We start from the raw sequence: 26,820 nt of genomic DNA on the forward strand, positions 1-26,820 counted from the left end.
ATTATTAAAATTTAACATTAACCCCACCTAAAATAGAGCGTTGTCTCGGGTATATGGTATTGTCAATTCCGTTGTTTGCAATCTCTGGATCTAAACCAGAATAATCTGAAATTACGAAAACGTTTTGTACCCCAGCGAATAAACGCAAAGAGGCTTTCCCTTCTAACCATTTTGGAAAAGTATAGCCCAAAGTGATGTTATCCAGCCTCAAAAAAGAAGCGTTTTCAACAAACAAATCGGATAAAACTACATTTGAAGTTGTATTGAATCCTGTTTCTAAAACAGAAGTTGGAATATTTCCCACCGTTCCGCCTGTTGTTAATAAATTGTATTGTGCTCTACTGGCATTAACAGCATTAAATACTCGGTTACCTACACTTGCTCTAAAGTTGAAAGAAAAATCAAGATTCTTATAATTTAATGTAGAGGCCAAACCAAAAGTAGCTTTAGGATCAGGATTTTTATAAATATACTTATCGCTTGAGTTGATCACGTTATCATTATTTAAATCTGCATATCCATTTTCAATAGGTTTTCCACTGGTATCATAAAGTTGTTTGTATAATAAAAAAGAGTTTGGAGCATACCCTACTTGATGCACTTGTCCTTGGGTTCCTGTTCCTGCTAAATTTTCTCCAACTCTAATAAAATCAGAGCTCAACTCCGTTATCTTGCGTTCAAAGGCAGTCACATTAAAGTTAAGATTCCAATTTAAATCTTTGGTTTTAATTACATCTGTACTTACTGAAAATTCGATTCCTTTGGTAGTAAAACTACCAATGTTTTGCCAAGATCTGTTAGAAAAATTACTTCCGTCAGCTGTTGCAACATCGGCTAATAAATCCTTAGAGTCTTTATAAAAAACCTCAACACTTCCTGTAATTCTATTGTCATAAAGACCAAAATCTATTCCTGCATTATAAGTAGTGGTTTCTTCCCATTTTAGATTAGAACTTTGTCTGGCAGAAACTGCAATTGGCAAAGCAACAGTCCCAAAATAGTATTGAGAGCTACCACTTCCTACATTGTATTGTTGTAAATAATCATTGTTATTACCAATCTCTTGCTGTCCTGTGATACCATATCCTAATCTAATTTTCAAATCAGAAACGGCAGTACTATTTGGTAATAAATCATCTTTAATTTTCCATGCAAAGGCTGCAGCAGGAAAGTTGGCCCATCTATTATCCTTATCAAATCGAGAAGAACCATCTCTTCTAAAAGATAAAGTAAGCAAGTATTTATCGTTGAAGTTTAAATTTGTTCTTCCAAAAAACCCAACATTAACTCTATCAAAATCGATGGTTTTTTGTGGAAATCCGGTAATTCCTGTTGGCAAATTAGGATCGTTTGTATTTCCTGTAATAAAGTTGAACGAATCCCATTTTTGATACGAATATCCAGCAGTAATATCAAAAACCAATTTATCAAAAGAAGTATTATAAGTTAAATACGCATCCAATAATTTATTTTTTCTAACACTTCTGGAGAATTCATTGGTACCAAAAGGAATGTCATTATTGGTGCCTGAACTGGCTGCGAAGGCCGAAGCTGTTTTAGCTCTTTCTCCATCGGCCTGATCAAATCCCGCATTTACAACCGCTCTTAATGCTGGCAAAAAATGAAACTTATAATCTAATTCTAAATTACCAAAAAAGCGGTTGTTTTTTCCTTCATCAAAAGTCTGCATCAATTGTGCAACAGGATTTCTAGGAGTTTGCGAGATAAGCTTGCCATTGGCCTGATTGTAATATTCAAAGAAACCACCATAAATAGAACCTGACTGATATACTGGCTGGGTAGGATCAAATCGCAATGCGCTTCCCTCCACGCCATCAGCGAATCTATTGTTCTCGTTCGAATAATTGGCATTCAATTTTATTTTCAAATGATCTTCCAGAAAGGATGGGTTTAAGGCTAATCCCACTGTATTTCTATTAAATACATTTGTTAATCGCAAGCCTTCTTGATAGGTATTACCCACTGTAATTCTTGAAGGAATGATGTTAAATAAGTTTCCTCTTAATGAAATGTTATTATCTACATAATCAGTTCTTCTATAAATTTCTTTTTGCCAATTTGTATTAGCATTACCTAATTTCGGAACATCATCTGGTCTTCTTTGAGCAATAATCGCTTTAAAAGAATTGGCATCAAAGACATCAATAGTTTTTACTAAATTACCACTTCCATATTGAAAATTATAATCTACAGCAAGCGTTTTTCCTCCTTTTTTGGTAGTAATTATTATAACACCGTTAGAAGCGCGTGAACCATAAATAGCAGTGGCTGAAGCATCTTTTAATACCGTCATAGACTCAATTGTACTCGGGTTTATAGACGCTAAAATAGAGGTTGAACCAAAATTTTTATCAGAATTGTTTTCAATCGGCAAACCATCTATAACAATTAAGGGATCATTACTCGCGAACAAAGATGAGCCACCACGAATTCTAATTTGCGATCCAGATCCTGGAGCTCCACTCGTATTTACAGTTACACCAGCAACTCTTCCATTTAATAAGTTTTCCGCAGTAACATTGGCTCCTTTATTAAAATCTTTAGTAGATAATACTGTTACGGCTCCTGTGGCATCTTTTTTCTTTACGGTTCCGTACCCTACTTGTACTACAACTTCATTCAGTTGGTTGGCATCTTCAACCAGTGATACATTTAGTGTTTTTTGATCTGTAAAAATTGCGGTAACATTGGCATAACCAATATAAGAGAAAACAATTTTATCTCCTTTTTTTACATTCGACAATTGGTATTTACCATCAAAATCAGTAGAAACGCCACTTTTGTTTCCTTCAATATTTACGTTTACTCCAGGAATAGGTTGCCCCGATAATTTATCTAAGACAGTTCCTCCTAAAGTACTCTGAGCCAAAATACTGAATGGGAGCAGTAATATTAAAATGAACAACTTTTTATAAATTGTTTTCATACTTTTCATTTAAATTAATTGATTTTTTGTAGAATCTTAATGCTTAACTATTACTTCGAATGTTAAATTTATGTAAAATTTGTTACTCCCGACAAGCAGTATTTTTTCCTGGTCTACGAAAACGTGATAGTGTTGAAAACTTTCTGATTTATTTGCATTTTCACCAATTAAATTATTAATTGTGAAATTATATTTTATCTTTATTACGAAATAAATTTTTACTCGATTGCAATATGAAAAAGAAAATTACGCTTAAACAAATCGCAAAAGAATTAGACGTTTCTATTTCAACCGTTTCCAAGTCACTTCGTAATAGCCCTGAAATTGGCGAAGATACCCGACTTAAAGTGCAAGCTTTTGCAAAGTTTTACAATTATAAACCCAATAATATAGCGCTGAGTTTAAAAAATAGAAAAACAAAAACAATTGGCATCATCATTCCCGAAATCGTTCATCACTTTTTTTCTACAGTAATAAACGGTGTAGAACAAGTAGCTAACGAAAACGGTTATAGTGTAATCATTTGTCTATCCGATGATTCTTTTGACAAAGAAGTATTAAATATGGAGATGCTTGCCAATGGTAGCATAGATGGTTTTATCATGTCACTCTCTAAAGAGACGCAGTTTAAAGGTGATTTTCATCACATTACAGAAGTTATAAATCAAGGAATGCCTGTCGTAATGTTTGATAGAGTAACCAATGAAATTTTGTGTGACAAAGTGATAATTGATGATAAACTAGCTGCTTACGAGGCAGTTCAAAGCTTAATTGATAAAGGAAGAAAAAAAATCGCATTAGTAACCACTGTAGATTATGTAAGTGTAGGCAAGCTTAGAACCGATGGTTACACCAAAGCACTTTTAGATAACGACATTCCTTTTAATGACGAACTAATCATTAAAATTGAAGATATTGATACCTGCGAAATAACAATAGGCAAATTATTAGAAGATAAAGCGATCGATGCGGTGTTTGCAGTAAATGAATTGTTTGCGGTAACAATTATAAAAACGGCTCACAAAATTGGATTGAACGTTCCTAACGACCTTGCTGTCATTGCCTTTACCGATGGTATGATTTCTAAATACTCTACTCCTACTATAACTACTGTAAGTCAAAGTGGTATAAAAATGGGAAATATCGCTGCGAAAATGCTAATTGAAAGACTTGAATTAGAAGACGAAGAAGAAAACGAAAGCTACAAAACAGAAGTAATAGAAACTCATCTGATAGAAAGAGAATCTACCAAGTGATTTTTAGCTTTTAATCACAGTTATTGTAGTTCACTTTTAGAAATTAACACCCAAATTTGGCTTTTTCCTGAATCATACATTATCTTTTTTCTTATTTATTTCACCACTACAACCTTGTAGTTGCAAATCTTTCCTTTTATTTCTTTATAAAAAACAAAGAATTAAAATATATTTTTATATTTACCACTCAAAGCTTTGACTTTTACTTCGAAAATAAGACAAGTTTTGATAAGCATAGCGCTTATCGTATCAATTTTAAATTACGATAATGGAAAAGCGTAGATTAAGTTTCTGGGAAATTTGGAACATGAGTTTCGGTTTCTTAGGGATACAGATGGGTTTTGCCCTTCAAAATGCTAATGCCAGCAGAATTCTCCAAATTTTTGGTGCAGACGTACATGAATTATCTTGGTTTTGGATCATTGCTCCTTTAATGGGACTCATTGTACAACCGGTCATAGGATATTACAGCGACAAAACTTGGGGAAAACTCGGAAGACGAAAACCATTCTTTTTATTAGGTGCTGTATTAGCTTCAGTAGGTTTAATATTAATGCCACAAGCGGCCATTTTTATTACCTTTTTACCTGCTTTATGGGTTGGTGCTGGAATGCTTATGATCATGGATGCTTCGTTTAATATTGCCATGGAACCTTTTCGAGCATTAGTTGGCGACAACTTAAGAACGGATCAAAGAACTCTTGGATTTAGTGTACAAACCGCTTTAATTGGTTTTGGTGCTGTAATCGGTTCTTGGCTACCATATGTATTAACGAATTGGTTTGGCGTTTCTAATAGAAATGAAAGCGGCGGCGTTCCAATGCATTTAATTTTATCTTTTGTCATTGGAGCTATTATTCTTGTTGGTTCCATATTAGTATCGATTTTTACAACAAAAGAATATTCTCCAGAAGAATTAGCACAATTTGAAGAAAAAAAGACACTTTTAGAAACAAACGTTTCAACTGTAAAAATCAAAAATAACAGCTTATTAGACATTTTTGAAGATTTCAAAAAAATGCCTGAAACGATGCGTCAGTTAAGTTGGGTACAATTCTTTTCTTGGTTTGGTCTTTTTGGAATGTGGGTATTTAGCACTCCTGCCATAGCCCATCACGTATACGGCTTACCCATAAGCGATAGCAAAAGTGAAGCGTACCAAAATGCAGGAGATTGGGTTGGAGTCCTTTTTGGAATTTACAATCTGGTTTCGGCTTTCTACGCATTTGCTCTTCCTTACATTGCAAAAAAAATAGGTCGAAAAATAACACATTCTATTTCATTGGTCATTGGAGGTTTAGGATTAATCTCAATCTACTTCGTGCCAAATGAAAACTGGTTAATATTATCTATGATTGGTGTCGGAATCGCATGGGCTAGTATTTTATCTATGCCTTACGCTATATTAGCGGGTTCAATATCTCCTATGAAAATGGGAGTTTACATGGGTATCTTCAACTTTTTTATTGTAGTTCCTCAAATTATAAATGCCTTGATCGGCGGACCATTAGTTAAATATGTTTACCATGACAATGCTATTTTCGCATTGGTTACTAGTGGCTTTAGTTTCTTGATTGCTGCTGCTTTAGTTTTTAAAGTACAGGATGTAGATGACTTAATAAAACAGCAATAATGAATAAGAAAGCATTTATCTTCGACTTAGATGGAGTGATCGTTGACACTGCCAGATATCATTATTTAGCTTGGAAAAAAATTGCCAATCAGCTAGGTATAGATTTTACATTAGATCATAATGAATTATTAAAAGGAGTGAGCCGCGTGCGCTCTTTAGATATCATTTTAGAAATAGGAAAAATTGATCTTATACAAGAGGAAAAAGAACAGTTTCTATTTCAAAAAAATGAAGATTATCTCATCTATATAACAAACATGAACGAAACCGAGATTCTTCCGGGAGTTCACAAAACACTACAATTTTTAAAGGAAAAAAAACAATTGATAGCATTAGGTTCTGCCAGTAAAAATGCTAGACCAATATTACAGAAAACAGGAATTATAGACTATTTTGATACAATTGTTGATGGCAATGATGTAACGAATGCTAAACCTGATCCTGAAGTTTTTCTTATTGCAGCAAAATCTTTAAATGTTCTTCCAGAAAACGCAATTGTTTTTGAAGACTCTGTAGCTGGAATTCAAGCTGCAAACATAGCAAATATGACCAGTGTCGGAATAGGAAATGCTTCTGTATTAAAGGAAGCAAAATATACATTTGAAGATTTTACAGCTATAAAAAACCCATTTATAGAGTTTTTTATTTCAAAATAACTAATTCCTAAAAATTACTTTTTTAAAATCAAGTACACCTAATTAGTCCTCTTACTTGCTTATTCCTAAAATGGAGCAAATCTCTACTAATTAGGGCTTATTACAAATTAAAGCGAAATGAATCAAGATTATATAAAACCAGATAATTGGTCTGTCATAGAAGAAGGGTTTGATGTTACACGTATCAAATCTTCCGAAAGTTTGTTCAGCATAGGCAATGGCGCCATGGGACAACGTGCAAATTTTGAAGAAAATTATACCGGAGAAACCTTTCAAGGAAGTTACATTGCCGGTATTTACTATCCCGATAAAACCAAAGTGGGTTGGTGGAAAAATGGATATCCCGAATATTTCGCTAAAGTTTTGAATGCTCCTAACTGGATAGGAATCGATATCGAAATTAATGGAGAAAATTTAGATTTGAACACCTGTGTGGAAGTAAAAAACTTTCGTAGAGAATTGAATATGAAGGAAGGATGGTACAATCGCTCTTTTAATGCCATACTGAAGAATGGAACCGAAATTGCAGTAAATGTACGTCGATTTGTTTCATTAAAACTTGACGAGATTGGTATCATAAATTACGAAATAACGCCTTTAAACAAAAATGCAAAAATAATTTACAAACCCTATGTTGATGCAGGAATTACGAATGAAGATGCCAATTGGGAAGAAAAATTCTGGGAGCCGCTCGAGGTATCAAAGGCAAATAACAAAGCATTTGTAACAGCTCAAACCTTTAAAACTCATTTTAAAGTAACGACTTTCATGCAAAACAGCATTTGGTCTAATGGACAAAAAACAGCTATTTCTCCTTCTGATGTAGAAACAAAATCAGATAAAATACAATTTAACTATGATGTCATAGTTGCGCAAGGAGAAAAATCCTCTATTCAAAAAATAGGAGGTTATACCGTTTCTTTAAACCATAAAAACACACTAATTGCTGCAGAAAAAGCAATCGAAGAGGCAGTATCCAAAGGATATGAATTACTATTAGAAGATCAAATTAATGCTTGGTCAGAGATCTGGGAAATGTCAGACATTACCATTGAAGGAGATGTAAAAGCACAACAGGGAATTCGTTTTAATATTTTTCAGTTAAACCAAACCTATCTGGGTAAAGACTCTCGCCTGAATATTGGACCAAAGGGTTTTACAGGAGAGAAATATGGCGGCTCAACCTATTGGGACACTGAGGCGTATTGTATTCCTTTTTATATGGCTACAAAAGATCAAGAAGTTACGCGCAATTTATTGACCTACCGCTATAATCAATTAGACAAAGCGATAGAAAACGCTTCAAAATTAGGCTTTGTAAATGGAGCAGCTTTGTATCCAATGGTGACTATGAATGGTGAAGAATGCCATAACGAATGGGAAATAACTTTTGAAGAAATTCATAGAAATGGAGCTATTGCTTTTGCTATTTATAATTTTCATAGGTATACAGGTGATTACAGCTATATTCCAGAAAAAGGCTTAGAGGTCCTTATTGGAATTGCTCGTTTTTGGCACCAAAGAGTAAATTATTCTAGCAATCAAAAAAAATATGTAATCTTAGGAGTTACAGGCCCTAATGAATATGAAAATAATGTCAATAATAATTTTTATACCAATTATATTGCAAAATGGTGCCTTGAATATACCTATGAACAAGTTCAGAAAGTATCCTTAGAATATCCGTTGGATCACAAAAGAATTACTGAAAAAGTAAAAATAACCAATTCTGAATTACAATCTTGGAAAAATGTTTCAGATAATATGTATTTCCCGTTTTCTGAAGAACACAATCTATATTTACAACAAGATGGTTTTTTAGACAAAGACCTTGTTCGCGTAGCCGATTTACACAAAGACCAAAGACCAATCAATCAAAAATGGTCTTGGGACAGAATTTTGCGTTCGCCATACATCAAACAAGCTGACGTTTTGCAGTGTTTTTATTTCTTTGAAGATCATTTCACTAGAGAAGAATTAAAAAATAATTTTGATTTTTACGAGTCTTTTACTGTTCATGAAAGCTCACTATCTCCTTGTGTTCACTCTATACAAGCAGCTTTATTAGACAAAATGGATATGGCTTATTCCTTTTATCTAAGGACTTCTCGTTTGGATCTTGATGATTACAACCATGAAGTAGAAGAAGGATGTCATATTACATCTATGGCTGGAACTTGGATGAGTATTGTAGAAGGTTTTGGTGGATTAAGAGTACGAGACAACACTTTGCATTTTTCTCCAAAAATTCCAAAACAATGGCAGTCGTACTCCTTTAAAATTAATTTTAGAAATCAGATTTTAACCGTTGTGGTGAGTCAAAATGAAACTCATTTTTATGTCAATGGAGACACAAAACTAGCGCTAGTCGTTAATGACCAAAAAGTGTTTGCTAGCAAAAGCCCACAGAATTAAAAGTTACGATATCATTAAAAAAAAGAAATATGAAAAATCTATTTTTAACTGCATTTATTCTTCTTAGTAATAGCATTATGCAAGCACAAGAATTAAAATCACCTGAAGGCAAATTTGTAATGCAATTTTCCTTATTGGATGATGGAACTCCAACTTATAACCTTACATACAAAAACAAAGATGTTATAAAACCAAGTACATTAGGACTAGAGCTAAAAGACGACAAAAAATCATTACTTCATGATTTTATTATATTGGATGCACAACAAACTAGTTTTGACGAAACCTGGAAACCAATTTGGGGAGAAGTAAACAAAATTAGGAATCATTACAACGAACTAGCAGTAACATTAAAACAAAAAGAAACGGAACGATTAATTATCATTCGTTTTAGATTGTTTGATGATGGTTTGGGTTTCCGATATGAATTTCCAACACAAAAAAACCTTACTTATTTTATTATTAAAGAGGAAAAAACACAATTTGCAATGACTGGAGACCATACTGCTTTTTGGATTCCAGGAGATTATGACACTCAAGAGTATGATTACACACAATCGAAATTATCAGAAATAAGAGGTCTTTCAGAAAAAGCATTTACTGAAAACGTATCCCAGAAATCTTTTTCACCAACAGGCGTGCAAACTTCATTAATGATGAAATCAAAGGAGGGGATTTATATCAATCTGCATGAGGCCGCTTTGATTAATTATTCGTGTATGCATTTGAATTTAGACGATAAAAGCATGATTTTTCAATCGTGGCTAACACCAGATGCAAAGGGAGACAAAGGATACATGCAAGCACCTAACTTCTCACCTTGGAGAACTATAATAGTGAGCGATGATGCCCGAGAAATCTTGAACTCTAAAATGACCCTAAACTTAAACGAACCCTGTAAAATAGAAGATACTTCTTGGATAAAACCTATTAAATATGTGGGTGTTTGGTGGGAAATGATTACTGGAAAAAGTTCTTGGGCTTATACCAATGATTTTCCCTCTGTTCAGTTAGGCATTACCGATTATTCTAAGGCCACACCAAATAAAACTCATGGTGCCAACACGAAGCATGTAAAAGAATATATTGATTTTGCGGCTCTTCATGGTTTTAATGCCGTTTTAGTTGAAGGATGGAATGAAGGATGGGAAGATTGGTTTGGACATTCTAAAGATTATGTTTTTGATTTTGTAACTCCATATCCTGACTTTGATGTAAAAGGGATTCAAGCCTATGCAAAATCTAAAGGAGTAAAAATGATGATGCATCATGAAACCTCAAGTTCAGTTCGGAATTACGAGCGTCACATGGACAAAGCCTATCAGTTTATGAAAGATAACGGTTATGATTCTGTAAAAAGTGGTTATGTAGGAGATATTCTTCCAAGTGGAGAAAATCATTATAACCAATGGTCTGTAAACCATTACCAATATGCCATAGAAAAAGCCGCCGATTACAAAATAATGGTGAATGCTCACGAAGCCATTCGTCCTACAGGAATCTCTAGAACTTATCCAAACTTAATTGGCAATGAATCGGCTAGAGGAACAGAATATCAAGCTTTTGGTGGTTCTAAACCAAATCATGTAACGATTTTACCTTTTACCCGTTTAATCGGTGGACCAATGGATTACACGCCTGGAATTTTTGAAATGGACATCAGCAAACTAAATCCTGATAATAAGTCACATGTAAATAGCACTATTGCCAATCAATTGGCTTTGTATGTAACGATGTATAGTCCTTTACAAATGGCAGCAGATCTAATAGAACATTATAATGCGTTCCCAGATGCTTTTCAATTTATAAAAGACGTAGCAGTAGATTGGGATGAAAGTAAATACCTAGAGGCAGAACCTGGTAACTACATTACTGTAGCGCGAAAAGCAAAAGGAACTAATAATTGGTTTGTAGGTAACGTAAATGGAGACAACAGCCGCACTTCAACTATTAATTTTGATTTTTTAGATAAAGGAAAAAAATACACCGCTATAATTTATGCTGACGCTAAAGATGCGCATTACAAAACAAATCCGCAAGCATACACTATTACTAAAAGTACAATCACTAATAAATCAAAACTATCACAATTATCTGCGCCTGGGGGAGGTTATGCAATTAGTATTGTCGAAAGTAAATAAGTGTTTGATCGCTTATTAGCCCGACTTAATTTACTTTAGAATAAGCTAAAAAATTCAGAATAAAAGAGCTAAAATACAATCGTTTAAATTTAAAAAATGAAAAAGCAATTCATCCCTTTTTTTCTATTCCTAACAATTATTATGGGAAGTTGTTCCGCTTCTAAAAATGTTTCTAAAACACAGAAAACACCTTTTGTATGGGAAGGAGCCAATGTCTATTTCTTACTAACAGATCGTTTTAATAACGGCAATACATCAAATGATACTAATTTTGAAAGAAATAAAAAAACGGCTAAATTACGCGGTTTTGAAGGCGGTGACATTATAGGAATTACTAAAAAAATAGAAGAAGGCTATTTTGATAAACTAGGAATAAATGCAATATGGTTTACACCAATTGTAGAACAAATTCACGATGGTGTAGATGAAGGAACTGGACTAACATATGGTTTTCATGGTTACTGGACGAGAGATTGGACTAACTTAGATCCTAACTTTGGAACCAAGGAAGATTTAAGAATGCTAGTCGATAAAGCACATGCACATGGAATTAGAATTATACTAGACGGTGTAATCAATCATACTGGACCGGTAACACAAACAGATACTGTCTGGCCAAAGAATTGGGTACGAACAGGTCCAGTATGTGATTATAAATCCTATGAAGGCACCACTGCGTGTACGCTAGTCTCTAACCTTCCTGACCTTAAAACAGAAAGTAATGAAAATGTAGATTTACCTCCTTTTCTAATCGAAAAGTGGAAAAAAGAAGGACGCTATGATAAAGAAATGGCAGAATTAGATGCGTTTTTTGCTCGAACAGGATATCCAAAAGCACCCAAATATTATATTATAAAATGGCTCACAGATTATATTAGTGATTACGGGATTGATGGTTACAGAGCCGACACAGTAAAACACACCGAAGAAACGGTTTGGGCTGATTTTAAAACGCAATGTGACTTTGCTTTTGCCACTTGGAAGCAAAATAACCCTACTAAAGTTTTAGATGAAAATTCTTTCTATACAATTGCCGAAGTATATAATTATGGCATCGGCAGTGGAAAAATTTTTGACTTTGGAGATAAAAAAATCAACTATTTCGAAAATGGTTTTAACAACATGATCAATTTCGAATTTAAAGGGGATGCCCAAAAAGAATATGAATTTATATTCTCTAAATATTCAGACAAGTTAAATAATGAATTGAAAGGATACAGTGTTTTAAACTATTTATCTTCTCATGATGACGGAGCTCCTTTTGATGCCAAACGCACAAAAAGTAAAGAAGCGGCAATTAAGTTGTTACTTTCGCCTGGATTATCTCAAGTATATTATGGAGATGAAAGTGCACGATCGTTAGTAATCGAAGGTACAGAAGGTGATGCAACATTGCGTTCTTTTATGAATTGGGAGGAAATTAAATCAAATTCAGAAACTCAAAAAACACTATTACATTGGCAAAAATTAGGGCAATTTAGAAGAAATCACCCTTCAATTGGTGCAGGAATTCACAAAAAAATTTCCGACCAGCCTTATACTTTTTCTAGAACATTATCCAAGAATAATTATTCGGATTCAGTTATTATAGGATTAAATCTGCCAGTAGGTCAAAAAGAAGTAACGGTAGCATCTATTTTTAAAAACGGAACAAAGCTAAAAGATACTTACTCAGGAAAAGAAGTTTTGGTTGTAAACGGAAAAGTCAGTATAGATTCTGAATTTGATATTGTTTTATTAGAAGCCATTTCCGAAACTAAATAATAAAAAACAGTAAAAGCTTTTTATCATCTTATTCAAAACACCTTTGTAAATGAAGGTGTTTTTTTTTATAATGAACTTTATCAAAAAGTAGTAAAACACTTAAATATATTTTATATCTTTTTTAAGAAATATAACTTTTGTAAAAAATTCCGTCTATTTTTGGCAATCAAAACCAAACCAATGGAATTTTTAGAAAACTACGAACCTTTGCTTAAAGCTTTCTGGTATATCGCATTACCAATTAGCTTATTTTTTACTTTGCAAACCATTATGACTTTCATTGGCCTAAGCGGCGGTGAAACCGATATCGACTCCGATGCTGGGGATGGAGATTTACCTTTTGAAATCTTCACCTTGCGCAATCTTATCAACTTTTTATTAGGGTTTAGCTGGAGCGGAATTTCATTTTATGATTCCATTCAGAACAAAGCAGTGCTGATTGGTGTTTCTCTTACAATCGGTTTAGCTTTTGTTGGCGTTTTCTTTATATTAGTAAAGCAAATTTTAAAACTATCGGAGAACAATAGTTTCAAAATAGAAGATACACTTAACAAAACAGCCGAAGTATATCTTACCATTCCAGAAGCTAAATCTGGAAAAGGAAAAGTACTAATTAGCGTAAATGGATCTTTTCATGAACTAGATGCCATGACGCTTTCAAATGAAAAAATATTTTCGAATTCTTCCGTAAAAGTAATTGCTGTTGAAAACACCTTATTAATTGTAGAAAAAAATTAAATTAAACTAAACCATGACCGAAATTATTATTATTATTGTCGTTGCCGTATTCGTTATTTTCGTTTCCTTTTTAACTCTTATATCGCGTTATAAAAGATGTCCTTCTGATAAAATTCTTGTGATTTATGGTCGCACTGGAGGAACTTCTGCAAAATGTGTTCACGGAGGAGGTGCTTTTATATGGCCTGTTGTTCAAGATTTTCAATATTTAGATTTAAAACCACTTTCTATTGATGCGAATTTAACCAATGCCTTATCGCGCCAGAACATTCGGGTTGATGTTCCTTGTCGTTTTACTATTGCAATCTCAACAGAAAGTGAAAGCATGAATACTGCTGCAGAACGTTTGCTAGGTTTACAGCCAGAACAAATTCAGGAATTAGCAAAAGATATTTTATTTGGGCAACTGCGTTTGGTTATTGCCACAATGACTATCGAAGAAATAAACTCTGACAGGGATAAATTCTTAGAGAATATTTCTAAAAATGTAGATTCGGAATTAAAGAAAATTGGTTTAAAATTAATCAACGTAAACGTAACCGACATCAAAGATGAATCGGGTTATATAGAAGCTCTAGGAAAGGAAGCTGCTGCAAAAGCTATTAATGAAGCTAAGATATCAGTTGCAGAACAAGAAAAAATTGGAGAAACTGGAAAAGCAATGGCAGATCGTGAGAAAGACGTTCAAATTGCAGAAACCCACCGTGATCGCGACGTAAAAATTGCCATCACAAATAAAGATAGAGAAGTAAGTATTGCTGCAGCTTTCAAGGATGAAAGTATTGGTAAAGCAGAGGCACAAAGAGATACCCGTGTAAAAACATCGGAGGCCAATGCAATTGCAATTCAAGGAGAAAATGAAGCACGTATTGCTATTGCACAATCAGAAGCAACAAGAAGAGAGCGCGAAGCAGAAGCATTAAGAATGGCACTCGCCTCAGAAAAAGTACAAAGTGCAAGAGCACTAGAAGAATCCTATGTTGCAGAGCAAAAAGCCGAAGAAGCTCGTGCAGAAAGAGAACGATCTACTCAAAATGCTAATATTGTTATTCCTGCTCAAATTGCAAAACAAAAAGCCATTATTGATGCACAAGCTGAGGCCGAAAAAACAAGGGAATTAGCCAAAGGTGAGGCCGATGCTATCTTTGCAAAAATGGAAGCAGAAGCAAAAGGTTTGTATGAAATATTAACAAAACAAGCAGAAGGATATAAGGAAGTAGTTAGCGCTGCTGGTGGAGATCCTACAAAGGCGTTCCAATTATTATTGATTGAAAAATTACCCGAATTGGTTCGAACTCAAGTGGAAGCTGTAAAAAACATCAAAATTGATAAAATCACGGTTTGGGATTCTGGAAACAATGGTGACAATGGCGCAGGTTCTACAGCTAATTTTGTCTCTGGCATGATGAAAACGGTTCCTCCTTTGAATGATTTATTTAATATGGCAGGATTAAATTTACCTACTTATTTAAAAGGAGAGGATACAAAGGAGGTAAATAGCAAAAGCACTGCTCCTGCTGAAATCATAACTCCAACTGATCAAGTATAGAAATAAATAATCCTTAAGTTAATTTTTAACTTTTAGATAATCTATTGCGAATCTCTAAAGCACAAATCGTTTTTGGTTTGTGCTTTTTTATTTTAGTTACCTTTGAAAAAAAATCTTCCTATATGCTTAAAATAGGCCATCGTGGCGCCAAAGGTTTCGAACCAGAAAACACATTAATTTCTTTTCAAAAAGCGTTAGACTTAAAAGTGGACGGAATAGAATTAGATGTTCATCTGAGTCTTGACGATGAATTAATAGTTATTCACGATGAAACAATCGATAGAACCACAAACGGAAATGGCTTTGTAAAGACGTTATCTTTGTCTGAATTAAAAGCTTTTAGAATTAATAATGAGCATGAAATTCCAACTTTAATTGAAGTTTTAGATTTAGTTAATCAAAATTGTTTGGTCAATATTGAATTAAAGAGTTATGAAACAGCTGAAAAAATAGTAGTACTGATCGAGAAATATGTTTCGGAGAAAAACTGGAAATACAATCAATTTATAGTTTCTAGTTTTGACTGGAATGCCTTACAACAAGTTCGGTTTTTAAGCGAAGAGATTCACATTGGCGTTCTAACAGAAACCGATTTAGACTTGGCTTTGGCTTTCGCCAAATTTATTCAGGCAAGATCAATTCACCCACATTTTCATTTGCTAAACAAAGAGAACGTTTCTAAAATTCAAGCTAAAGGAATACACGTTTTTCCCTGGACAATCAATGAACCAGAGGACATCGAGAAAATAAAACAATATAACATAAACGGAATCATTACTGATTTCCCAGACAGAATATGAATCAGAATTTTGATATAATTATAGTTGGCGGTGGCGCAGCAGGATTTTTTACAGCAATAAATATTGTAGAGAAAAACCCAACATTGAAAGTAGCTATTCTAGAACGTGGTAGCGAAGTTTTACAAAAAGTTAGAATTTCTGGTGGCGGAAGATGTAATGTGACTCACGCCTGTTTTGAACCAAATGAATTAGTAAAGTTTTATCCGCGTGGCGAAAAAGAGCTTCGAGGTCCTTTTCATCAATTTGGTGCTGGTGATACTATTGAATGGTTCGAAAAACACGGTGTAGCACTAAAAATCGAATCGGACGGGCGTATGTTTCCCGTTTCAAACTCCTCTCAAACGATTATTGATTGTTTTCTAGAAGCAACAAAAAAATTGGGAATCGCTGTTTTAACTGGACAAAGCGTGCAATCTATTTTTAAACAAGAGTCTTTTTGGAAAATAGAAACACAAACCGAAAACTATCTTTGCGAAAAACTAGTATTAGCAACAGGAAGTAATCCCAAAGTCTGGGAAATGTTACAAAATTTTGGTCACGCAGTAATTACACCAGTTCCTTCGCTATTTACCTTTAATATCAAAGATGTTAGAATAAAAGAATTACCAGGTGTGGCGGCACAAGCGACTGTAAAAGTAAAAGATACAAAACTAATTTCTTCTGGACCCTTACTAATTACACATTGGGGAATGAGCGGACCGGCCATTTTAAAGCTCTCGGCTTGGGGAGCACGAATTTTGCATGACAAAAATTATCAGTTTACAATTTTTGTAAATTGGCTTAATGATGCTGATTCAGAAGAAGTTGAAAAAAAGCTAAAAGACTTAAAACAAGAGCATGCTAAAAAATCAGTTTCTAAGAAATCACCTTTTGAATTAACCAATCGATTGTGGGAAAGTTTAGTGCTTGCCTCTGGAATTGAAGCCGAAACAAAATGGGCCGATTTATCTAAAATTCAACTGACAAACTTAATAAATCAATTGGTAAATGGTACATTTCAAGTGAATGGAAAAAGCACTTTTAAAGAAGAGTTCGTAACGGCAGGCGGAATCGATTTAAAAGAAATTAATTTTAAAACCATGGAAAGTAAGTTACATAAAAACCTCTATTTTACGGGCGAAATCGTAAATATTGATGCGATAACTGGAGGATTTAATTTTCAAAACGCCTGGACGAGTGGTTTTATTGTAGCGAATACTATTTAAAGACTAAAAGTCAATTAACAAGACTTTAATGCTTTACTAACTTTATTTTAGGATTAAACTTATATTTTTACTTTCTATCTAATTGCTATTCATGAAAGGAAAATTACTGTTTGCTTGCTATTTTATCATGGTAAATTCTGTTTTTTCACAATCCCAAAAAACACTAAAGGGTGTGGTAATGTGTGAAAAAAATCCTGTTCCGAAAGTGGATGTGGCCAATTATAATTCTAAACAAGTTATTACTACTAATACATTAGGAACATTTAGTGTCCAAGTAAAAGTTGGAGATGAACTAGTTTTCATTTCTAAAAACTATGAAATAAAGAGATTAATGGTTGATCAAAAAACGATGAACCTCAACAACTTAATAATTTCATTACAACTCAAACCAGAACAGTTGAACGAAGTAGTAATAACCAACATACCTTCTATTAAACTGAGTGCGGATAATAAATGGGAAGAAGGGAAAATTGAGGAAATGACCTTAATAAAAAATGCAACTAGTTTAAAAAATCCCGCTGTTTACGATGGAAGAATTGAAAATGGTGTCGATTTAATAAAAATTGGCAGTAAAATTATGGCTCTTTTTAAAAAAGAAAATGAGCCCATCAAAAAAGAAATTCCTAAAATAGAATTTGCAACTTTGGCAAGAAAGACTTGTGATGAAAAGTTCTATATACAAACACTACATTTAAAACCAGAGCAAATAAATCTCTTTCTTCAATTTTGTGAAGCAGATCCTAAGTCGCAAACACTTTCAAAAGAAACAAGTGTATTAAACATAATGGACTTTTTAATTTATAAAAACAGTGACTTTAAAAAGTTATAATTATTAAAGTCAATAGTAATCATACTATTTATTCAACCACCAAATACTAGCATTCAAAACTGCTGCAAAACTAACCCAAGCGAGATATGGCAGAAACAAATAACCCGCAATTTTATTGATTTTACCAAACTGAACATAGGTCTCATAAATCATCAACCACAATACGATAATTTCTAAACCTGCAAGCATTGGGTTGTGCAATCCAAAAAATAAATACGACCACAGGGCGTTTAATCCTAACTGTATCGCAAAGAAAATTAGCGCTTTTTTTACGGCTTCTTTTTCAAATTCTAATCTGTTCCAAACCAAACCTGCGGCAACTCCCATCATAACATAAAGCAAACTCCAAACGGGAGCAAAAATCCAGTTGGGCGGATTAAAACTAGGCTTTACCAAAGTGGGATACCAATCTGTAATAGCAGAGCGAGTAACGATTCCTGAAAAATAACCTATCACAAGGCAAGTAACTACTACTGATAGAATTCGGGTAATCTTATTCATTTTAATGTGTTTTATGTTTTACAAATTTAATGAAAACTTCAATGCATTTCTTAAAAACATATGTTTCAATAAAACTACTTTTTTAAACAATTCAATAAGCTGTATTTATTGTAATATAACTACTTTGCTGACAATTAGAATTGATAAATAATACTCATTCAAAATGTAAAAATAAAATATGTTGAAAATTCAATAAGGTTTTAAAATTATAATTTCTTTTGTTGAATGATTTCAAAAAGTTCTTTCTTGAAAGTATCCCCAATAGGAATGCATTTGTCGTTTATGTAAACGCACAACGAATCTGTTTTAGAAATGTGTCGCATCGAAACAATAAATGATTTATGCGTTTTTATAAATTCTGAAGCAGGCAAAAAATCCTCTATGCTTTTTAAGGTATTATTGGTGATAATCTGCTTGTTGTTTAAATGAATGGCTACATAATTTTTTAAGCCTTCGATGTAACAGATGTCCTTAACATAGACTTTTTCAAAATTATTTTTACCGTCTGTTTTAATAAATATAAATTCATCTGCTTCTTTTAAAACTTCTTTAATTTCTGATTGAAAACTATTTTTTACTTTTAAAACAGCTTCATAAAAACGCTCAAATTCAAATGGCTTAAGCAAATAATCTACAGCGTCTACTTCATAACTTTGCAATGCAAACTGCGGATAAGCCGTGGTAAAAATGATGTTTGTTTTCCCTTTTACAATTTTTGACAACTGCAAACCCGTTAAGTCAGGCATTTGAACATCCATAAAAACTAAGTCGATATCGCCTTCTTCAATTTTAGACAATGCTTCTAGAGAACTTGTTGTAGAGGCTTTTAAATCCAAAAAAGGAACTTTAGAGACATATTTTTCTAATAATCGGATTGCAGGTGGTTCATCATCAACAATTAGACATTTTAATATTTTCATATTTTATATTTAAGTGGCAATTTTAGTACGGTAGTAAAGGTATCATTAGATTGATTGTAATTTAACACATAATCATCTTTATAAATGGCACTCAACCTTCTTTTTAAATTTTCCTTACCAATTCCGCTATTATTATATCTTTCTGAAGATGAAATTTTATTGTAAGTTGCTACTGTAATTTCGTTTTCGGTAATGTTTATACTAATTTTTGCAGGATTTTCGCTGTCGTTGATAATTCCATGTTTAAAAATATTTTCTACAAAATGAATAAAAACTAATGAGGGTACACTTTGTTCTCCAACAATTCCTTCTACATTGTACTCTAAAAATAAAGTGTCTTCAAATCTTTTTCTATGAAGATAAATATAATCCTCAATAAATTTAATTTCCTTACTCAAGCTCATAAACTCCTGCTCGGCTTCGTAAGTTACATAACGTAATAGTTCACAAAGACGATGAATATCTTTGGCTATCTTGGGTTGTGTATCTATTAAATCGGTATAAAAAGTGTTCAGTGTATTGAACAAAAAATGAGGTTCTAATTGTGATTTAAGAAAATTGAGTTCCGCTTTATTATAATCTAATTCCAATTTATGAATGCGGTTTTGATTGCTTGCAAACTCAAAGAACAAATACAATAAGGTGCTGTATAAAATCCCTTTGAGCGCAAAATAAGAATTGTCAAAAGTATAAAAAAAGAATTTTCTAGACTCCTCAAAGTAATTGTGGTTTCCGGTGAAATGATATAAAATTACTTCTTCTCCTAAATAGCGAATACGCCCAAAAATAATAATGAGAATTAAAACTCCCAAAGCAAATTTAAAATAATTCTTTTTTCGCAGCGTGTAAGGACAAACAACAAAAAAGTTTAGCGCATAAGTTGTAAAAGTGGCTACATAAATAATGATGCGCCCATAATTTAAAGGGAATTTAAAATTTTTGACAAACCCTTCTGATCCAGCATAAATATAATCTGCAAAAAGATCCATAATCACAACTACAAGGATTATGGCAAAATGAAAGTACCACTGTTTTTTATTTATTTCCATGGGATGAAATTACACATTCTACATTCATTTTAAATGTTTTTTTGGATCAACGCACCAATTGGCTATACGAAACCTACTTTTTTTTATAAAAAATACAAATTAAATACTTTTTAAGGTTTGGTGTAGTGTAAAGACCGTATCGTGTAAAATGAATTTAGGCACCGTTTCTCTATTATAAATTTGCTACAACAAAACCAAACATCATGAAAACAGTCCTTATCCTTTTTTTAGTATTCAACATTAATTTTTTGTTTGCACAAGAAACCAAACTTACAGGAACAATAGCAGCAAAAAACAATAAAGAGAAGTTAGCTTTTGCAACTGTTTCTGTTTTTAATGCTCAAAATAATAGTTTCCTAAAATTCGCTACCACAGATGAAAAAGGACATTATGAAATCCTACTTAATACTCCATCATTTTATATTCAAGTAGAGATATTGGGTTATAAGACATTTAAATCAGAAATTAACACTGCAAAAAAGGCGATTCAAAATCAAGATTTTTATTTAGAGGAAGATTCCGTAGCTCTTAATGAAGTCGTGATAATGCAAAATAAAAGTGCAATAAAACTCAGTAAGGATAAAATGATTGTTGATGTAGAAAAAGCAGGTTTGGGCATTGGCAATGACGGTCTTGAAACTTTAGCCAAGTTGCCAGGAGTTCGTTTAGACAAGGATGAAAATGTAGTTTTTAGAGGAAATGCTAATCTTCAAATTATGATAGACGGCAAACCTTCCTTATTAACTGGTGAAGAGCTTAAGCAATATCTAAAAACTATGGATGGAACCAATATCAAAACAGTTGAAATTATTGCCAATCCTTCCGCAAAATATGATGCTTCTGGAAGTGCCGGTATTTTTAATATTGTTTTAAAAAAATCTGCTGCAACGGGATTAACGGGAAATGTAAAAACATCCATTGGTTATGCCGAATTCATCAAAAACTACAACGGAATAAACCTTTACAACAATACCGAGAAATGGAACCTTAAATTTGGTTTAAACTATAATTACTCGGAATCTGCAAATCACAGAACTATAGAACAAACTGTAGTAAACCCATTTCTTACCACAGTTTTAAAGCAAAAAAATGATTGGTTGCCTATTTCTAATAGTTATTCTGGAAACTTTGGAGCCGCGCACAAATTAAATACCAATGCTACTATTGGTGCCTCTGCAAATTACAGTGTTTATAAAAGTGATGAACTTACAAACGGACGTACCGAAGAATTTGACAATAGTATTTACAATCGCTATACGATCTTAAAAACACAAAACGAAATTCTTAATAATACCCTAACAAGTACTGTATTTTACAATTTTGCCACAGATAGTTTAGATACTAAATTGGATGCCCAAATAAATTATGCAAATTACCAAAATGAAAGCGACCGCATTACATCAAATTCATATTTTAGAGCTATTACCAACGATAATTACAAAAATAATGAGTTTGTAAAATACCAAAACCCTACAAACTTTAATATCTTAAGTGCAAAAGTAGACTTCGAGAAAAAGATAAATAAAGCCTTTAGTATAGAAACAGGAAGCAAATACGGTTATGTAAACAATGATTATACGATTGTTTTACAAGACCAAAATGCGCAAGGAGATTATGTTGTAAATACCAACAGAAGCAATCGACTGATTTATAAAGAATCTATTCTTTCTGGATATGGAATTGCAAATTTCACTACAGGGAAGTTAGAATTTCAAGCAGGATTACGAGCAGAATATATTAATTATAATGCTACTTCTGTAACCTCTAATACTAAGAATAAAGATCAGTATTTATCTCTTTTTCCTTCCTTTAGCATTAATGCCAATTTAGAAAGCAATCAATTCAAATTTTCCTACAGCCGCCGCATCCAAAGACCTCGTTATTTATATCTAAATCCTTATTACGAATATATAGACACGTATAATGTTTCTGTAGGAAATCCTAATTTAACTCCTCAGTTTACCGATGCATTTGAATTAGTTTGGATTAATAAACAAAAAACATCTGTTTCCTTATTTGCGAATTTTTCTACAGACGAAATGTATCAAATTATAGATTACAATAAGGATACAAAAATTACAACATTGTATTATGACAACATTGGAAGTTCTAAAAGCATCGGACTTTCCTACAACACCAGTTGGACTTTAAAAAAATGGTGGGAAGCTCAAGTAAGTAGCGAAGTTTCTTTTGGACAAGCAAAATCTGATTTGGAAGGCTATAAATTTGACAATAGTGGTATATCGTACACCGCAGGAATAAATCAGTCTTTTACCCTTGCAAAAGATTGGAGTGCCACTTGGAATAGCTTTTACAGTAAAAATGGAGATTATGGAAACACCACTTTCAAACCCTTATATGATATGTCTTTTGGTATGCGAAAAGATTTTCTTAACAACAAATTACGTTTGAATCTTAGCGCTCAAAACGTATTGAAAAAAAGTCAATGGATACAAACTACCAAACAAGATAACGTAACAACCAACTGGGTAAATCGTTGGGAAACAAGAAAAGTAACTGTATCTCTTACCTACAGTTTTGGTTCAGCAAAAAAGAAAGAAGTAAAAGAGGCTGACCTTAATGACGAGCAAAATAGATTATAATTAGTATTCTATTCTTGAGTTTAGAAAAAGATAATTATTAGAAAAAGCAAATTACATACAGATCGCACAACAATTTTCATCAGAATTGATTTAAAAAAATCTACGAATCAGCGGTAAAAAATAGAGTATCTTTGCACAAAATTTATCAATTATGTTTACAGCAACGGATTTTATTCCTTCAAACTATACGCATACTGTAGAAAGTGGTAACTTTCAGTGGAGCGCTCCTAGCAATATTGCTTTAGTGAAATATTGGGGCAAAAAAGACAATCAGATTCCTGCAAATCCATCTGTGAGTTTTACACTTAATAATTGCAAAACAGTTACTAAATTGGCTTTCGCCAAAAAAGATAATTCGCTTACGGAAAATGCAACAGCCAATACTTTTTCATTTGATTTACTTTTTGAAGGGAAACCAAAAGAAGATTTTAAACCAAAGATTCAGAAATTTCTAGAGCGAATCGAAATTTACTTGCCTTTTTTAAAAGAATATCATTTTACGATTGATACCGAAAATACTTTCCCACACAGTTCAGGAATCGCATCTTCGGCATCAGGAATGGCGGCTTTAGCGATGAACTTGATGCGTTTAGAGAAAGAATTAAATCCAGCAATGACGGAAGCTTATTTTTATCAAAAAGCATCAATGCTCGCACGTTTAGGTTCTGGAAGTGCTTGTCGTAGTATAAAAGGAGAAATCGTAGTTTGGGGAAATCACAACAATATTCCTGGAAGTTCAGATTTATTTGGAGTTGAATTCCCGCATACTGTTCATGAGAATTTCAAAAATTTTCAAGACACCATTTTATTAGTTGATAAAGGCGAAAAACAGGTTTCTAGTACCGTTGGTCATGAGCTCATGCACAACCATCCTTTTGCCGAAAAGCGATTTGCACAAGCGCATAAAAATTTAGAGCAATTAATTGCTATTTTCGAAAATGGAGATTTAGATGCATTTATCAAAATTGTAGAAAGCGAAGCCTTGACTTTGCATGCGATGATGATGACTTCGATGCCGTATTTTATATTAATGAAACCTAATACTTTAGAAATCATTAATGCCATTTGGAAGTTTAGGAATGCTACTAAAATACCCGTTTGTTTCACTTTAGACGCTGGAGCAAATGTGCATGTTTTGTATCCAAATAAGGATAAAGAAATTGTATTGCAATTTATTCAAGACGAATTAGTTGGCTTTTGCCAAAATCGTCAGTACATTTGTGACGAAATTGGAAGTGGAGCGGTTGAGTATTAAGTTTTTTTCAATACCTTTATTTTCTAATAGTTAGATTATGGATATTCAGTCAGAAAAAATAGAATTGATACAGCTTTTGTTAGCGACTAATGACAAAGCGATAATTGATGCCATAAAAACGATTTTTGAAAAAGACAAGCAAGAAGCTTGGGAGAAATTATCGCCAGAGGAACAAGCGGTAATAAATAACGAAATACAAAAAGAAAATCAAGCTGATACAGCCGATTTTTAAAAATATATAAAATCAGATTAACAATCCCAAATTGCTAATTACCTACCTCATATGAAAGGACCTTTATTTTATTCAAAAATATTACTCTTTGGCGAATACGGAATCATCCGTGACTCAAAGGGATTGTCAATTCCGTATAACTTCTACAATGGCGCTTTGAAAAAAGAGGAAAACCCATCTGAGGAAGCGATAAAATCGAATGGACATCTGAAACGTTTTGTGGTGTATTTGCAAAACCTACAAAAGGAACAACCTAATTTAGTCAATTTTGACTTAATTACTTTAAATGAAGATGTTGAAACGGGAATGTATTTTGATTCTAGCATTCCGCAAGGATATGGTGTAGGAAGTAGTGGCGCTCTTGTTGCTGCTATTTATGACAAATATGCTCAAAATAAAATTACAGTTTTAGAGAATTTAACTCGCGAGAAACTGTTGCAATTAAAAAATATATTTTCTCAAATGGAAAGTTTTTTCCACGGGAAAAGTTCCGGTTTAGATCCTTTAAATAGTTATTTAAGTATTCCTATATTAATTAATTCTAAAGATAATATTGAAGCAACAGGAATTCCAACTCAAAGTTTTGACGGTAAAGGTGCTGTTTTCTTGTTAGACTCAGGAATTGTGGGTGAAACCGCTCCAATGGTTAATATTTTTATGGAAAATTTAAAAGATAAAGGCTTCCGTGCTATGTTGAAAAATCAGTTTGTAAAACACACTGATGCTTGCGTAGAAAATTTCTTGGGTGGTGATATGAAATCTTTGTTCATGAACACCAAAAAATTATCAAAAGTAGTTTTGAATAATTTTAAACCTATGATTCCAGAGCAATTTCACGGAATTTGGCAAAAAGGAATTGATAGCAATGACTACTACTTAAAATTATGTGGTTCTGGCGGTGGCGGTTATATTCTAGGTTTTACAGAAGATTTAGAAAAAGCAAGACTGTCATTGATCGATTATAAATTAGAAGTAGTTTACCAATTTTAAAATTCTTTTTAATAGTACATCCACCAGGAGAAAATTAAAATAAATATCGAAATAATTGTTGTTTAATTACTAATAAAAAATACTTAGAGCCTTTGTGCCTTTGTGGCTAACCAGATGTTTCAATGAACAGAAAGCACAAACTTCTTATAATGAAAATTGCAAGTTTGTTCTCTGTAGTTAGAGGGTATAACATTCCAATAATTATTTTAGCGCAGTATTTATCTGCCGTATTTATACTCGCTCCCGAGAAAAGAGCTTTAGATATTTTGTTGGATTTCAATTTGTTTATACTGGTTTTCGCTTCCTCACTAACGATCGCTTCGGGTTACATTATTAATAATTTTTACGATAGCCAAAAAGATTTAATCAATCGTCCTAACAAATCAATGTTGGATCGATTGGTCAGTCAGAAAACAAAATTAAGCGTTTATTTTACCCTTAATTTTATTGTTGCTTTGATGGCTCTATTTGTTTCCTGGCGCGTATTTTTATTCTTCTCTGGCTACATATTTTTTATTTGGTTTTATTCTCATAAAATAAAAAAATACCCATTAATTGGAAATCTTACAGCTGCTTTGTTAGCGGTTTTACCTTTTTTTGCTATTTTACTTTACTTCTACACACGCATTCCGTTTGAAGATATTGACAATTATAAAAGACAATTGGGAGTGATCTTTTCGCACGCAACTTTTCTTTTTATCCTGCTTCTTATTCGTGAAATGATTAAAGATTTAGAAAACTTAAAAGGAGATTTAGCCAATGGTTATAAAACCATACCTATTGTTTATGGTGAGATGATCTCCAAACAAATCATTACAACATTGACAGTTTTAATAATTATTCCTGTTTATGTTTTAATTGAAATATCCGATGTTGGCTTTATGGATATTTATTTTTATTCCTGCCTTATCATATTGATTTTCTTTTTGTTATACCTTTGGAAAGCAAACCGAAAAGGGCAATTTTTATTTCTACACAACGTGCTCAAATTTTTAATTGTTGCGGGTGTATTTTGTATTGTTTTGATAGATCCAACGGTATTATGGCATGGGAAAAGAATGCTGTTGACTATTTAAAAAAAAAAATGAAAATAGATTTTAGATACTGCTAAATCTATTATTATAAGAATAGCTAATTAAGATACTCGCCTAGCCCCGATTGCAACGGCATCCTTTTATAATATTTGGCTTTTAGCCTTTTGAAGGCGGAAAGCAAAATGTTATAAAAGATAGAGTGAAAAGCGGGAAATAGCTCCAGAAAAAGAAACTCAAACAATTAAGTGACTTATTAGCTAGATAGTTACCTATTTATACTCCTCAACTATTGATTATCAATTA

The 26,820-nt window shown here is 32.9% G+C and carries 20 protein-coding genes; 16 read left to right on the plus strand and 4 right to left on the minus strand.

What is annotated here, in order from left to right; translation table 11 throughout:
* Positions 1 to 4: 4 nt before the first annotated feature.
* The gene (locus J3S90_RS13960; protein WP_210646698.1) at positions 5 to 2,947 is read right to left on the minus strand and encodes a SusC/RagA family TonB-linked outer membrane protein; all 2,943 of its coding nucleotides are present in this window, start codon (positions 2,945 to 2,947) and stop codon (positions 5 to 7) included.
* Between the two features lie 233 nt (positions 2,948 to 3,180).
* Here J3S90_RS13960 and J3S90_RS13965 point away from each other — a divergent pair, with 233 nt between their 5' ends.
* The 11 genes from J3S90_RS13965 to J3S90_RS14015 all read left to right on the plus strand — a co-directional run bounded on the left by J3S90_RS13965 (position 3,181) and on the right by J3S90_RS14015 (position 17,933).
* Entirely contained in the window at positions 3,181 to 4,203 is a 1,023-nt protein-coding gene (locus tag J3S90_RS13965) for a LacI family DNA-binding transcriptional regulator (protein ID WP_210646699.1), read from the plus strand.
* 268 nt (positions 4,204 to 4,471) lie between these two features.
* Complete coding sequence (locus tag J3S90_RS13970; RefSeq protein ID WP_210646700.1) at positions 4,472 to 5,836, plus strand: MFS transporter; 1,365 nt, start codon at positions 4,472 to 4,474, stop codon at positions 5,834 to 5,836.
* On the plus strand, positions 5,836 to 6,492 hold the full coding sequence (pgmB, locus tag J3S90_RS13975) for a beta-phosphoglucomutase (protein WP_210646701.1): 657 nt from the start codon (positions 5,836 to 5,838) through the stop codon (positions 6,490 to 6,492). The genes J3S90_RS13970 and pgmB overlap by 1 nt, the downstream gene beginning before the upstream one ends.
* Before the next feature lie 117 nt (positions 6,493 to 6,609).
* Positions 6,610 to 8,907 carry a glycoside hydrolase family 65 protein gene (locus J3S90_RS13980; protein WP_210646702.1) on the plus strand — a complete coding sequence of 766 codons (2,298 nt, stop codon included), beginning with the start codon at positions 6,610 to 6,612 and terminating at the stop codon, positions 8,905 to 8,907.
* Positions 8,908 to 8,936: 29 nt separating this feature from the next.
* Positions 8,937 to 11,048 (plus strand): glycoside hydrolase family 97 protein, encoded by a 2,112-nt coding sequence (locus J3S90_RS13985; protein ID WP_210646703.1) that lies wholly within the window; start codon positions 8,937 to 8,939, stop codon positions 11,046 to 11,048.
* A 96-nt stretch (positions 11,049 to 11,144) separates the two neighbouring features.
* Entirely contained in the window at positions 11,145 to 12,812 is a 1,668-nt protein-coding gene (locus J3S90_RS13990; protein ID WP_210646704.1) for an alpha-amylase family glycosyl hydrolase, read from the plus strand.
* A 180-nt stretch (positions 12,813 to 12,992) separates the two neighbouring features.
* A complete protein-coding gene (locus J3S90_RS13995; RefSeq protein ID WP_210646705.1) occupies positions 12,993 to 13,550 on the plus strand; it encodes an NfeD family protein in 558 nt (185 codons plus the stop codon).
* A 13-nt stretch (positions 13,551 to 13,563) separates the two neighbouring features.
* Positions 13,564 to 15,099 carry a flotillin family protein gene (locus J3S90_RS14000; RefSeq protein ID WP_210646706.1) on the plus strand — a complete coding sequence of 512 codons (1,536 nt, stop codon included), beginning with the start codon at positions 13,564 to 13,566 and terminating at the stop codon, positions 15,097 to 15,099.
* 122 nt (positions 15,100 to 15,221) lie between these two features.
* On the plus strand, positions 15,222 to 15,899 hold the full coding sequence (locus J3S90_RS14005) for a glycerophosphodiester phosphodiesterase (protein ID WP_210646707.1): 678 nt from the start codon (positions 15,222 to 15,224) through the stop codon (positions 15,897 to 15,899).
* The gene (locus tag J3S90_RS14010; protein ID WP_210646708.1) at positions 15,896 to 17,104 is read left to right on the plus strand and encodes a BaiN/RdsA family NAD(P)/FAD-dependent oxidoreductase; all 1,209 of its coding nucleotides are present in this window, start codon (positions 15,896 to 15,898) and stop codon (positions 17,102 to 17,104) included. Before J3S90_RS14005 ends, J3S90_RS14010 begins: the two co-directional genes overlap by 4 nt.
* A gap of 91 nt (positions 17,105 to 17,195) precedes the next feature.
* Positions 17,196 to 17,933, plus strand: a complete 738-nt coding sequence (locus J3S90_RS14015; protein WP_210646709.1) for a hypothetical protein — start codon at positions 17,196 to 17,198, stop codon at positions 17,931 to 17,933.
* Between the two features lie 24 nt (positions 17,934 to 17,957).
* Here J3S90_RS14015 and J3S90_RS14020 read toward each other — a convergent pair whose 3' ends face one another.
* From J3S90_RS14020 to J3S90_RS14030, 3 genes are all read right to left on the minus strand, one after another.
* Positions 17,958 to 18,434, minus strand: coding sequence for a TspO/MBR family protein (locus J3S90_RS14020; RefSeq protein WP_188051409.1), 477 nt, complete (start codon positions 18,432 to 18,434; stop codon positions 17,958 to 17,960).
* Between the two features lie 206 nt (positions 18,435 to 18,640).
* Entirely contained in the window at positions 18,641 to 19,354 is a 714-nt protein-coding gene (locus J3S90_RS14025; protein WP_210646710.1) for a LytR/AlgR family response regulator transcription factor, read from the minus strand.
* On the minus strand, positions 19,351 to 20,403 hold the full coding sequence (locus J3S90_RS14030; protein WP_210646711.1) for a sensor histidine kinase: 1,053 nt from the start codon (positions 20,401 to 20,403) through the stop codon (positions 19,351 to 19,353). The genes J3S90_RS14025 and J3S90_RS14030 overlap by 4 nt, the downstream gene beginning before the upstream one ends.
* A gap of 203 nt (positions 20,404 to 20,606) precedes the next feature.
* Here J3S90_RS14030 and J3S90_RS14035 point away from each other — a divergent pair, with 203 nt between their 5' ends.
* From J3S90_RS14035 to J3S90_RS14055, 5 genes are all read left to right on the plus strand, one after another.
* Positions 20,607 to 23,006, plus strand: a complete 2,400-nt coding sequence (locus J3S90_RS14035; protein WP_210646712.1) for an outer membrane beta-barrel family protein — start codon at positions 20,607 to 20,609, stop codon at positions 23,004 to 23,006.
* Between the two features lie 151 nt (positions 23,007 to 23,157).
* Positions 23,158 to 24,261 (plus strand): diphosphomevalonate/mevalonate 3,5-bisphosphate decarboxylase family protein, encoded by a 1,104-nt coding sequence (locus J3S90_RS14040; protein ID WP_210646713.1) that lies wholly within the window; start codon positions 23,158 to 23,160, stop codon positions 24,259 to 24,261.
* Positions 24,262 to 24,298: 37 nt separating this feature from the next.
* Positions 24,299 to 24,493: a hypothetical protein gene (locus J3S90_RS14045; protein WP_188051414.1), complete on the plus strand. Its 195-nt coding sequence runs from the start codon at positions 24,299 to 24,301 to the stop codon at positions 24,491 to 24,493.
* A gap of 51 nt (positions 24,494 to 24,544) precedes the next feature.
* Positions 24,545 to 25,483: a mevalonate kinase family protein gene (locus tag J3S90_RS14050; RefSeq protein ID WP_188051415.1), complete on the plus strand. Its 939-nt coding sequence runs from the start codon at positions 24,545 to 24,547 to the stop codon at positions 25,481 to 25,483.
* 149 nt (positions 25,484 to 25,632) lie between these two features.
* Entirely contained in the window at positions 25,633 to 26,559 is a 927-nt protein-coding gene (locus J3S90_RS14055; RefSeq protein WP_236023968.1) for a geranylgeranylglycerol-phosphate geranylgeranyltransferase, read from the plus strand.
* Positions 26,560 to 26,820: the final 261 nt, after the last annotated feature.

This window comes from Flavobacterium flabelliforme (assembly GCF_017948675.1).
Classification (GTDB): Bacteria; Bacteroidota; Bacteroidia; order Flavobacteriales; family Flavobacteriaceae; genus Flavobacterium; species Flavobacterium pygoscelis.

Coding starts and splice junctions, on each gene's coding strand:
- J3S90_RS14015 (WP_210646709.1), top strand. CDS start 17,196: ATGAAAGGAAAATTACTGTTTGCTTGCTATTTTATCATGGTAAATTCT.
- J3S90_RS14020 (WP_188051409.1), bottom strand. CDS start 18,434: ATGAATAAGATTACCCGAATTCTATCAGTAGTAGTTACTTGCCTTGTG.
- J3S90_RS13995 (WP_210646705.1), top strand. CDS start 12,993: ATGGAATTTTTAGAAAACTACGAACCTTTGCTTAAAGCTTTCTGGTAT.
- J3S90_RS14045 (WP_188051414.1), top strand. CDS start 24,299: ATGGATATTCAGTCAGAAAAAATAGAATTGATACAGCTTTTGTTAGCG.
- J3S90_RS14030 (WP_210646711.1), bottom strand. CDS start 20,403: ATGGAAATAAATAAAAAACAGTGGTACTTTCATTTTGCCATAATCCTT.
- J3S90_RS13985 (WP_210646703.1), top strand. CDS start 8,937: ATGAAAAATCTATTTTTAACTGCATTTATTCTTCTTAGTAATAGCATT.
- J3S90_RS14000 (WP_210646706.1), top strand. CDS start 13,564: ATGACCGAAATTATTATTATTATTGTCGTTGCCGTATTCGTTATTTTC.
- J3S90_RS14025 (WP_210646710.1), bottom strand. CDS start 19,354: ATGAAAATATTAAAATGTCTAATTGTTGATGATGAACCACCTGCAATC.
- J3S90_RS13990 (WP_210646704.1), top strand. CDS start 11,145: ATGAAAAAGCAATTCATCCCTTTTTTTCTATTCCTAACAATTATTATG.
- J3S90_RS14040 (WP_210646713.1), top strand. CDS start 23,158: ATGTTTACAGCAACGGATTTTATTCCTTCAAACTATACGCATACTGTA.
- J3S90_RS14010 (WP_210646708.1), top strand. CDS start 15,896: ATGAATCAGAATTTTGATATAATTATAGTTGGCGGTGGCGCAGCAGGA.
- J3S90_RS14035 (WP_210646712.1), top strand. CDS start 20,607: ATGAAAACAGTCCTTATCCTTTTTTTAGTATTCAACATTAATTTTTTG.
- J3S90_RS13970 (WP_210646700.1), top strand. CDS start 4,472: ATGGAAAAGCGTAGATTAAGTTTCTGGGAAATTTGGAACATGAGTTTC.
- J3S90_RS14050 (WP_188051415.1), top strand. CDS start 24,545: ATGAAAGGACCTTTATTTTATTCAAAAATATTACTCTTTGGCGAATAC.
- J3S90_RS14005 (WP_210646707.1), top strand. CDS start 15,222: ATGCTTAAAATAGGCCATCGTGGCGCCAAAGGTTTCGAACCAGAAAAC.
- J3S90_RS13960 (WP_210646698.1), bottom strand. CDS start 2,947: ATGAAAACAATTTATAAAAAGTTGTTCATTTTAATATTACTGCTCCCA.
- pgmB (WP_210646701.1), top strand. CDS start 5,836: ATGAATAAGAAAGCATTTATCTTCGACTTAGATGGAGTGATCGTTGAC.
- J3S90_RS13965 (WP_210646699.1), top strand. CDS start 3,181: ATGAAAAAGAAAATTACGCTTAAACAAATCGCAAAAGAATTAGACGTT.
- J3S90_RS14055 (WP_236023968.1), top strand. CDS start 25,633: ATGAAAATTGCAAGTTTGTTCTCTGTAGTTAGAGGGTATAACATTCCA.
- J3S90_RS13980 (WP_210646702.1), top strand. CDS start 6,610: ATGAATCAAGATTATATAAAACCAGATAATTGGTCTGTCATAGAAGAA.